This window comes from Pseudomonas sp. EGD-AK9 (genome assembly GCF_000465935.2).
GTDB lineage: Bacteria > Pseudomonadota > Gammaproteobacteria > Pseudomonadales > Pseudomonadaceae > Aquipseudomonas.
Genome location: NZ_AVOF01000059.1, coordinates 1 through 10,671 on the forward strand (window position 1 = coordinate 1; position 10,671 = coordinate 10,671).

The following is a 10,671-nucleotide window of genomic DNA, read 5'->3' on the forward strand; positions in this document are numbered from 1 at the left end:
GGCGACCAGCGGCGGCTCGGCCAGGCTGGCGCTAAGGCGCTGGCGCAACAGATCGAGTTCCTTCTGCAGCCCCTCGAAACCGGACTGCAGGTCGAGCAGCAGGCTCTCGGGCCAGGGTGCGCCCTGCTGCAGCGCCTCGCTCAGGTGCTGCTCGAGATCGTGGCTCATGTCGCCCAGGCGCTTCTGCCCGGCCAGCCGCGCACCGCCCTTGAGGGTGTGCAGGATGCGCAGCATCTCGTCGATGGCGGCGCCGTCGTCGCGCTGTTCTTCCCAGCGGCCGATGGCCGCCTCCATCGCCTCGAGCAGGTCGTCGCCCTCTTCGAGGAAGATGTCGAGGATGTCGCTGTCGGCCTCCTCGCCGTCGTCGCTCTCGACGAAGGCCTTGAGCTGGACCGCAGACGGCATGCTCAGCTGCTCGTCGGGGTTGGCGCGAAAGCGCTTGATGGTCTCGATCAGGGCGTCGCCCGGCGGCACCGCACGCTGGCCGCGCACCGCCTCGAGCATCTCGGCCAGGCGGTCGTGACAGGCCTGCAGCAGGCCGAACAGCTCGGGGCTGGCACGCAGACGACCGCCGCCCAAGCCTTCGTAGAGAAATTCCAGTTCGTGGGCCAGGTCGCCGATCTCGCGGATCTCGGCCATGCGCGCACCGCCCTTGAGGGTGTGCAGGTCGCGCTGCAGGGCTTCCAGCTCCAGGCTGTTGTCGACGTCGGCCATCCAGCGCTGCAGGGCGGCGCCGGCGCTGTCGATGATGTCGAAGCCTTCCTCGAGGAAGATTTCCACCAGCTCCGGGTCGCGCTCCTCATGCCAGCTGGTGGGCGCCGCCGCCTGCGGCTCGGGGTCGGCCGCCACCGGCAGCTCCAGCGTGGGCTCGTCGACTGCCGGCGGCGCCTGATCGAGCGGCGCTTCGGTGGGATCGTCAAGCACCAGCAGGTCTTCGTCTTCGACCAGGGCCAGCGGCGGCAGCTCGCCGGCATCCAGATCCAGTTCGAGCGGTTCGGCGGCCTGAGCCGCCTCCTCGTCCAGGGCCGGATCGACCAGGGTCGCCGCGGCCGACAGGCTCTGCGCGCCGCCCTGGCGGAACTGGCGGATGGCCTGGATCAGGTCTTCGCCGGCCGCCAGCGGCTGGCGCGCCTGCAGCTGATCGAGCATCAGCGCCAGGCGGTCGTGGCTCTGCTGCAGCAGGCCGCCCAGGGCCGCGCCGTAGTTGTAGCGGCGGTCGACCAGGCCTTCGTAAAGCGATTCCAGCTCGTGGCCGAGGTCGCCGATCGGGCGGATCGCGGCCATCCGCGCGCCGCCCTTGAGGGTGTGCAGGTCGCGCTGCAGGGACGACAGCGGCAGGGTGTTGTCCGGCTCGCCCAGCCAGCGCTCCAGGGCTTGGCCGGCGCTTTCGAGGATATCCACCGCCTCTTCGAGGAAGATTTCCACCATCTCCTCGTCGAGGTCGGCATCGGCCGGGCTGAAGCTGGCTTCGGCTTCGGCTTCGGCTTCGGCTTCGGGCTCGGGCTCGGGCTCGGGCTCGGCAATGCTGTCCTCGGGCAGCTCGAACGCGGCGAACTCCGCGCCCGACGCCTGCGGCTCCGGCTGTTCCTCAGCCTGCAGCAGTTCGGCCGTGGCCTGGTCCAGCTCGATGACTTCGAAACCCTCGGCGCCGGGGGCGAGCAGGGCCAGGGTGGCCGGGTCGATGGCTTCGCCGAGCAGGTCGCGCAGCGCCTGCACACGCTCGGGCTGGGCGCTGACCTGCAGCGCCGCGGCAACCTGATCCATCATGCCGATCAGCGCTTCGTGGGCCTTTTCCGCCTCGTCGAAGAAGCGTTCGCTGACCGCCAGGCTGCCATCTTCGACCGCGCCGTAGAGGTCCAGCAGGGCCTCGCACAGCTCATCGATCTGCGGCAGCTCGGCCATCTCGGCGCCGCGGCCGAGAGTGGTCAGCTCTTCCAGCAGGGCGGACAGCTCCTGGCGCTCGGAGGGGTGCTCGCGCCACTTGCGCAGCAGGTCCTCGGCATCCAGCAGGATGTCCATGCCCTCGGCGAGGAAGATGCCGATCAGCTGCGGGTCGCGACTCTCGCCACTCTGCCCGAGGCGCTCGCCTTCGGCGGCGTCGAGGCGCTCCTGATGCAGCTTGTGGACCCGGGCGAGGAAGTCCTCGGCACCGGCAATCGGCGCCAGCGGCTGGCTTTCCAGCTGCTCCAGGGCGGCGCGGAACAGCTTCTCGGCGCGGCTGAGCAGCTCGGCCTCGGCCATGTCGACGCGGATCAGGTTGGTCTTGAATTCCTTGACCAGCTTCTCCAGCGGCGCGGCGATCTCCGCCACCGGCAGGATGCCGGCCATATAGGCGCTGCCCTTGAGGGTGTGCAGGGCGCGCTGCAGGTCGTCGGTCACCGGCTGCGGCAGCTCCTGCGCGCAGTCGGCGAGAAAGCCGACCAGGGTGTCCAGATGGGTTTCTGCCTCGTTGCGGAAGATTTCCAGCAACTGCGGGTCGAGGGGCTCGCCATCGAGGGGCTCGCTCTCCTCCACGGCGGCGGTAGCCTCGACAGCGCCCGCGGGCTCGGCTACCTGCTCGGCGGCCGGGGCGTCAGATTTTGGGAGGCTGTGGCCCTTGGCCAGGGCATGCGCGATGGCGGCCAGCCGGTCGACGTCGTCGCGCTGGCGCTGCGCCTTGGCGGCGAACTCCTCGACCAGCGCCGGCATCAGCGCCACCACGTCGAGCACCACCTGCTGCACCGGCTCGCTCGGCGCAATGCTGCGATCCAGCACACGGTTGAGCAGGTTCTCGATGGACCAGCCCAGCTCGCCGATGATCAGCGCGCGGACCATGCGCCCGCTGCCCTTGAGGGTGTGGAAGGCACGCCGCACTTCGATCAGGGCGTCCTTGTTCTCGGTATCGGCCTGCCACTGCGGCAGGTATTCGGCGATGGTTTCCAGCACCTCGCCGACTTCTTCGATAAAGACTTCCAGCAGCTCTTCGTCCACCGGCTCCTCGTCGGCCGGCGGCGGCAGTAGGCTCGGCGGCACCTCGGCGGCCGGCGGGTTGATCGCCTGCACCGGCGCGGCCATCACGTCGGCCATCGACAGCGGCTTGGCAAGGTCCTCCACCTCGATCAGCGGCGCCGGCGCGGGGGCGCTGGGCAGCTCGACCTCGGGCAGTTCCAGTTCGGCCAGTTCCAGCTCGTCCCACTGCTGCGGGGCGGACAGCTGCTCCAGGCTCAGCTCTTCCAGTTCCAGTTCCAGCTCGGGCTCGGGCTCGGGCTCGGGCTCGGCGGCGAGGCCCTGCGGGCCGTCGTCCAGTTCGAAGGCGAAATCGTTGAGCGGCTGCAGCTCCTCCAGTTGCGGCTCGGCCGCGGCCTCGAAGGGCTGCTGGTCGGCGTCGGCCTGCTCGGCCAGGTCGAACTCCGGCGCGAAGGACGACTCCTGCGCGGCGGCGACCGGCTCGCTATCGGCCAGGGGTTGCTCCAGCTGGCTGTCCTCGGCGCCGAGCAGTTCGATTTCCTGCAGCGGGTCGGCCAGCGGCGCCAGCGACTCCTCCTGCGGCTCGACACGATCGAGGATCGACGGCTTTTCCTTGAGCGGATAGCCCAGCGCTTCCAGGCTCTCCTCGGCCACGTCGAGAATCAGATCGCCCTGGCTGCCGTGGTCCTCGGACAGGCGCTCGAGGTAGTACTCGACGCTGGTGATGGCGTCGGCCAGGGTGTCCAGGCTCTGCCAGTTGGGCACGGCCTTGCGCGCCAGCAGCTGTTCCTGGATATAGCGGTTGCAGGCGTTGAGCAGGTCGGCGGCGCGCTGCAGCGGGATCATCGCCAGGCCGCCACGGACCTGGGTGAGCAGCTCGGGCACGCGCGCCAGGTGCTCGTGGTTCCACTGCGAGGCGATGAACTCGATGATCGCGTCCTTGGCCTGCTCCAGGCCGTTGCGCGCCTCTTTAATGACAAGCTGATGGATCTGCGCCACGTCGGTGGTGGGCAGGTGGCTCTGTTCGCTCTGCCCGTCGTCGCTCGGGCCGACCATGCCGGCCAGGGTCGCCTCGACGTACAGCAGCGCACCGGCGACGTCCATCAGCACCGCGTCGCTGGGCTCGCGCTGGCCGAGGGAGAGGCCGTGGATCACGTCGATCTGATCGAGGATGACCTTGCGCGGCTGGCCGAAGCCGAGCACCGCCAGGGTATCGGCGATCTGCTTGAGCGGCGCCAGCAGGCCGTCCAGCTCGCCGGCCTGGCTGCGGTCGCTGCGCACGAACAGATCGAGGCTGTCCTTGACCCGCACCAGCTCCTCGCACAGGGCGGCGACCACCGAGCGCATGGCGTCGCGGTCGGGGCCGGCCAGGCGGGCGCGTTCCTCGTCCACCACCTCGTTGTCGGGCAGGGCTTCGTCGAGGCGGTACTGTTCCTTGAGCGCGCGGATGCGCGGCGACTGCGCCGGCGCCTTGGCCACGTAGAACAGCAGGTTCTTGGTCAGCTCGTCCGGCGCGGCCTGGTTGATGCCGTCGGCGCCCTGCTCGACCAGGCGCTTGAGTTCCTTGTCGACCTGGCGCAGCAGGGTGCGCACCGAGGTGCCGTTGACCACGCTGCCGTTGGCCAGGCCCTCGACCATGCCGGAGGCGATCTGCCACAGGCCGCCCAGCGGGGCGTCCTTGCACAGGGTTTCCAGGCGGGCGAACACGCGCGCCATGTAGCCGAGGTTGGTGGCCAGGTCCTGGCCGCGGATCACCCCGACCAGGGCCATCTGCAGCATCTGCCGCAGCTTGCGCAGCAGCACCGGCAGCTCGGCGGTGCGCAGCCGCGCCAGGCTGTCGGATGGCAGCGCTGGCTGACGCACCGACATGTCCGGGGCGAACAGGCTGGTTTCCGACAGCAGCTTCTCGCCGCGCGCGGCGCGCAGGTCGTTGAGCAGCGGCAACACCACCATCGGCAGGTCGCGGCGGGCGGTCTGGATGCGGTCGAGGTACACCGGCAGCTGCAGGATGGCCTGCATCAGCACTTCCAGGGCTTCGCCCTGGTTGGCCACGCGGCCTTCCATCAGCGCCTTGGCCAGCTGCTCCATTTCCTCGGCGAGCAGCGCGGCGCCGTAGAACTCGACCATCTGCAAGGTGCCGTGGACCTGGTGCACATAGGTCAGGCAGAAACGCATGCGCGTGGGGTCCTGCGGGTTCTCGACGAACGCCTCCAGGGCCTGCCGCGCCTGCTTCAGGGTTTCCGCGATCTCGCCTTTGACCCACTCCAGGGCGACATAGTCATGCCGATCACCCATAGCCACTCCACTCATAAACTTGGCCTTATCCCTTGCGGGTAAACGCCAGGACTCGCTCGTCGGCCACCGGCACCAGCGCCGGATGCTGCCAACCGGCTACTTCGCCCACGCCCACCACCAGCAGCCCCCCGGGCGCCAGGCTCTCGGCCAGGCGGTTGAGGATGTCGCGGCGACGCCAGCGGCGGAAATAGATCAGCAAGTTCTGACAGAAAATCACGTCCATGCCGGACATCGGCGCCTTGGCCAGTTCCAGCACATTGAGCTTGGCGCAGCACACGCGCGCCGCCAGACTCGGCACCACCTTGAAACGTCCGTCGGCCTGGGCGAGGAAATAACGCTCGCGCAGGTCGCCGTTCACCTGTTCCAGACGCCGCGCCGAGTAGCTGCCCTCGCGGGCCTTGCTCAGCGCGCCCTGGCTGATATCCGTGCCGGTCACGGCAAAATGCTCGGGCGACTCGCTGCCCTGCAGCGCTTCGGCCGCCAGGATCGCCAGCGAATAAGGCTCCTCGCCGCTGGAACAACCCACGCTCCACAGCTCCCAGGGCCGCGTCAGGCCGGCGGCCAGTCGCTCCTGCAGGTACTGCGCCAGCACCTCGAAGGACGGCGGGTGGCGGAAGAAGCGGGTTTCCTGCACGGTCAGACGATCCAGCAGGGTCGACCACTCCACCGCGCCACGCGGGCCATCGGTGACCTGGCGGTAATAGCTGGCGTAGTCCGTGACGCCCAGTTCGCGCATGCGCGCACTCAGGTTGGTTTGCAGGAAGGCGCGCCGCTGCTCGCTGATCACCACGCCGGTGCGCGCTTCGAGCAGCGCCTGCCAGTCGTGGAAGTCGGCTTGCGACATATCGGCCACCGGGCGCAAGGCCCACACGCCGCTTGACTGCATACCTTCGCCCTGAGTCATGGCTGTCGTGCGGCGACTGCAAGCAGCCGCCGCCCTCCTTTATCAGGCGTCCGGGAGGGTGAAGCCGGACACCGACTTGCGCATCTCACTGGCCATCTTGGCCAGGTTACCGATGCTCTTGGCGGTGGCGGTGGTACCCGAAGACGTCTGCGAGGTGATTTCCTGGATCACGTTCATGGTGTTGGAAATATGGCCGGCCGAAGAGGCCTGCTGACGAGCGGCGTTGGAGATGTTCTGGATCAGCGCCGCGAGGGTCTTGGATACCTTCTCGATCTCTTCCAGGGCCACCCCGGCGTCCTGCGCCAGGCGGGCACCGCGCACCACTTCGGAGGTCGTCTGCTCCATGGAGATAACGGCCTCGTTGGTGTCGGTCTGAATGGTCTTGACCAGCGCCTCGATCTGCTTGGTCGCCGCCGAGGAACGTTCCGCGAGGCGTTGTACCTCGTCCGCTACCACGGCGAAGCCGCGGCCCGCATCACCGGCCATGGACGCCTGGATCGCGGCGTTCAGGGCGAGGATGTTGGTCTGGTCGGCAATGTCGTTGATCAGGCTGACGATGTCACCGATCTCCTGGGACGATTCACCGAGGCGCTTGATCCGCTTCGAGGTGTCCTGGATCTGCTCACGGATGTTATCCATGCCGGTGATGGTGTTGTGTACGACCTCGTTGCCCTTGTTGGCGATGGCTACGGAACGTTCCGCTACCGCGGAGGATTCCGAGGCGTTCGCCGATACCTGGTCGATCGACACGGCCATTTCGTTGATCGCCGCGGAAGCGCCGGCGATTTCCTGGGCCTGGTGCTCGGACGCCTCGGCCAGGTGCATCGCCGTGGCCTGGGTTTCCTGGGCCGCACCGGCGACCTGAACGGCGGTCAGGTTGATGGTGGCCACCAGGTCGCGCAGCTGGTCGATGGAGTAGTTGATGGAGTCGGCGATGGCACCGGTGAAGTCCTCGGTTACCGTCGCGGCCACGGTCAGGTCACCGTCGGCGAGGTCGGCGATTTCGTCGAGCAGACGCAGAATCGCCGCCTGGTTACGTTCGTTCTTCTCCGCGGTCTCGGCCAATCGGCGGTTGGTCTCGCGCACCATCACCAGGCCGATGAGGATGATCGAACCCAGCGCCAGGGCGCCCAGCACATAGCCGAACAGGGTGTTGATGGCACGGCCCGAGGCCAGGTCTTCGAAGCCGCCGGCCAGCTCGGACGCCTTGTCCAGCAGAGTCTGCGAAACGCTGAAGATGGCGTTCGCCGACTCACGCACCTGGAACAGTTCCGGCGAGGTCTCGAGAATCTCGTCCACCGAACCGGAAACGAATTCGAACAGCTCGGAAATCTCGGCCAGACGCTCGAGGGCTTCCTCGTCGGTCACCTGGCTGATTTCCATCGCCGCGTTGCCTTCGAGCATGGCGGCCAGTACCCGGCCGAACAGGCTGGCGTCGCGACCGAACATGTCGGCGGCCTGCACCGAGTCTTCGTCACCGGCCAGCACCTTGTTCACCGAGCCGAGGATACGTTCGGCCAGCAGCGACTGGCGCTGGGCCACCGAGACCTGGGCCGCCGGCGCACCGCTTTCCAGCAGAATGTCGACCACTTCCTCGTACTCGACCTGCAGCTGCGGAATGGTTTCCGCCAGGGTGGCGGCTACCTGGTGCAGCGACAGTACGGTCTGCTCACTGGCGAGAATGGCGTCGGTGTTCTGCCGCAGGCTGTCCCAGTCCTGCTGCACCGCGGCCATCTGCGCCTGCACCGCTTCCGGTGCCGGCGGCAGGCCGGTGCTGGCGTCGCCGTCGGTCAGATAACCCCAGCGCTGCTGGAAGTCGTTGCGCGCGTCGCGCAGCAGGCCGAAGGCCTCGGCGGTACCCGCCGCCGCTTCCGTGGCGTTCTTGGCGATGCGCTGGGACAGTACGCGCAGCTCACCGGAGTGGCTGATGTACTCGGTATCGTAGTTGGACTGGGTGTTGATGTAGGCGAAGTTCGCGAACAACAGCACGATGGAGACGATCAGCACGACGAACAGCGCCGCGATCAGCGTGCTGCTGCGTGCCCCGACCAACAAATTGCCTGCATTGAGTTTTTTCATTATCTGGCCCCCGCCTGGACCGACCGCACTACGGTTCCCATGTAACGCCAAAGGGTCGGCAGAACCGACCCAACCGATTTTTTTCTAATAAGCGACATCGAGAAAGCCCGGATCGGTGGCCAGCGCGTGAGGGCTGAACACCAACCAGGGCTGTTCCCGTTGAAAGACACCGTGGATAAAGGGCGCGATGCTCGCCTCGAGGGGCGGCAACTGCTCGGAGAAGGCATCCACGGGAAAATGTTGCATGCCGAACACCTCGTCGACCGTGAGGCCGGCGAAGATTTCCTGGTGATCGACCACCAGCACCCGCCGCAGCTTGCGCAGCGGGGACAGTTCGTTGCCGAAGAAGCCGCACAGGTCCATCACCGGCAGCAGGCGACCGCGCACGTTGGCGACGCCCTTGACCCAGCTCTTCACACCCGGCAGCAGGGTGTGACGCGGCTCGTGCAACACCTCGCCGACTTCCCCCATCGGCGCGACGAACAGCCGTTCGCCCATGCGAAAGCCGATGCCGCTCCAGGTCTGCACGGCCGCCTGCTGCGACGGCAGGCCGGCCGCCAGGGCGCGGCAACGCTGGTCGATGTCGAGGAGAATCTGGAAAGGGGTCTGCACGTCCGACATGCCAGCCTTGGCCTTCTTCTTATTTAATACGCGGACGACACGGCATCAGCCGGCCAGCACCGCATTGAGGGTTTTCAGCAAGGTGTCTTCGTCGACCGGCTTGGTCAGGTAGTCCTTGGCGCCCTGGCGCTTGCCCCAGACCTTGTCGGTCTCCTGGTCCTTGGTGGTGACGATGATCACCGGAATATGGCTGGTCTCGGCGTCCTTGGTCAGCTGACGGGTGGCCTGGAAGCCGTTGAGGCCCGGCATGACGATGTCCATCAGCACGGCATCGGGCTTCTCCTGGCGCGCCAGGGCGACGCCGTCGGCGCCGTTTTCCGCCTTGAGCACCTGATGGCCGTGCTTTTCCAGCATGGCGGTCAGCTTGTACATCTCGGTCGGGGAGTCATCAACAATCAGAATTCGAGCCATGGTGTTTCCCAATACAGAAGAGGCGTACGGCCCTGCAGGCCGCGGCGTCAGGAGGCTTGTTCCACCGGGATGAAGTCCGGCACGTGGGCCTTGATCGCCCCGAGCAGCTCTTCCTTGCTGAAGGGCTTGGTCAGGTACTGATCGGAGCCGACGATGCGCCCCTTGGCCTTGTCGAACAGGCCGTCCTTGGAGGACAGCATGATCACCGGGGTGGATTTGAAAGCACTGTTGTTCTTGATCAGGGCACAGGTCTGATACCCATCGAGACGCGGCATCATGATGTCGACAAAGATGATGCTGGGATGGGTGTCGGCAATCTTGGCCAGGGCATCGAAGCCATCGACCGCGGTGATGACCTCGCAACCCACCTTTTTCAGCAGAGTTTCCGCGGTGCGACGAATCGTTTTCGAATCGTCGATCACCATTACTTTCAAACCCTCGGAATGCTGTTCCATTTTCGCCCTACCATCGCCTCGGTGAGTCGTTATATTCGCGTTATCAGTGTGCCTGAGGCCCTGTCACCGATGGGGCTTGACCCAATCGTCGGGCCTTTTTAGCACACTCTCCCCATGCAAGCTATAAGCCCGCCGGAGCGGCTCCTGCCCTTGACCAGGGCCCCGGCCGACGCCACCCTGACAGCCTGTGCTCGGCGCGGCCAACCCGGCCGCCGCCCCATTTCTCGCGGAGAGTTACCCCCATGAGCCTTCGTCTCGGGATCGTCATGGATCCGATTGCCAGCATTTCCTTCAAGAAGGACAGCTCGCTGGCCATGCTGCTGGCCGCTCAGGCGCGCGGCTGGTCGCTGTTCTATATGGAACAGCAGGATCTCTACCAGGCCCGCGGCCAGGCCCGTGCCCGCCTGCGCCCCCTGGAAGTGTTCAACGACGCCCAGCGCTGGTTCGCCCTGGGCGCCGAACAGGATGCCGCCCTCGCCGAGCTGGACGTGATCCTGATGCGCAAGGACCCGCCCTTCGATAACGAATTCCTCTATTCCACCCACCTGCTGGAGCAGGCGGAACGCGACGGCGTACTGGTGGTCAATCGGCCGCAGAGCCTGCGCGACTGCAATGAAAAGCTGTTCGCCACCCAGTTCTCCCAATACACGCCGCCGACCCTGGTCAGTCGGCGTCCTGACATTCTGCGCCAGTTTGCCGATGAGCACCGTGACATCATTCTCAAACCCCTGGACGGCATGGGCGGTTCGCAGATATTCCGCCACCGCGAAGGCGACCCCAACCTCTCGGTGATCCTCGAGGCGCTGACCCGGCATGGCCAGCAGCAGATCATGGCGCAAGGCTACCTGTCGGCGATCAAGGACGGCGACAAGCGCATCCTGATGATCGATGGCGAAGCGGTGCCCTACTGCCTGGCGCGCATCCCGGCCGCCGGCGAGACCCGCGGCAACCTGGCCGCCG

7 protein-coding genes are annotated in these 10,671 nt (G+C 66.7%); 1 reads left to right on the forward strand and 6 read right to left on the reverse strand.

All coding sequences use genetic code 11. The annotated features are described in order from the left end of the window. The 6 genes from N878_RS03210 to pilG all read right to left on the reverse strand — a co-directional run. The coding region (locus tag N878_RS03210) for an Hpt domain-containing protein (protein ID WP_021442249.1) at window positions 1–5,241 on the reverse strand (5,241 nt) is incomplete at its 3' end. A 25-nt stretch (window positions 5,242–5,266) separates the two neighbouring features. Beyond that, window positions 5,267–6,127: a protein-glutamate O-methyltransferase gene (locus N878_RS03215; RefSeq protein ID WP_031302685.1), complete on the reverse strand. Its 861-nt coding sequence runs from the start codon at window positions 6,125–6,127 to the stop codon at window positions 5,267–5,269. 60 nt (window positions 6,128–6,187) lie between these two features. Then, entirely contained in the window at window positions 6,188–8,224 is a 2,037-nt protein-coding gene (locus N878_RS03220; RefSeq protein WP_031302686.1) for a methyl-accepting chemotaxis protein, read from the reverse strand. Window positions 8,225–8,308: 84 nt separating this feature from the next. Then, window positions 8,309–8,845 carry a chemotaxis protein CheW gene (locus N878_RS03225; RefSeq protein ID WP_021442252.1) on the reverse strand — a complete coding sequence of 179 codons (537 nt, stop codon included), beginning with the start codon at window positions 8,843–8,845 and terminating at the stop codon, window positions 8,309–8,311. Window positions 8,846–8,890: 45 nt separating this feature from the next. Next, a complete protein-coding gene (gene pilH / locus N878_RS03230; RefSeq protein ID WP_013713612.1) occupies window positions 8,891–9,256 on the reverse strand; it encodes a twitching motility response regulator PilH in 366 nt (121 codons plus the stop codon). Between the two features lie 47 nt (window positions 9,257–9,303). Then, window positions 9,304–9,711, reverse strand: coding sequence for a twitching motility response regulator PilG (gene pilG / locus N878_RS03235; protein ID WP_031302687.1), 408 nt, complete (start codon window positions 9,709–9,711; stop codon window positions 9,304–9,306). A 242-nt stretch (window positions 9,712–9,953) separates the two neighbouring features. Here pilG and gshB point away from each other — a divergent pair. After that, window positions 9,954–10,671: glutathione synthase (gene gshB, locus N878_RS03240; RefSeq protein WP_036987284.1), on the forward strand; the 718-nt coding region annotated here is incomplete at its 3' end.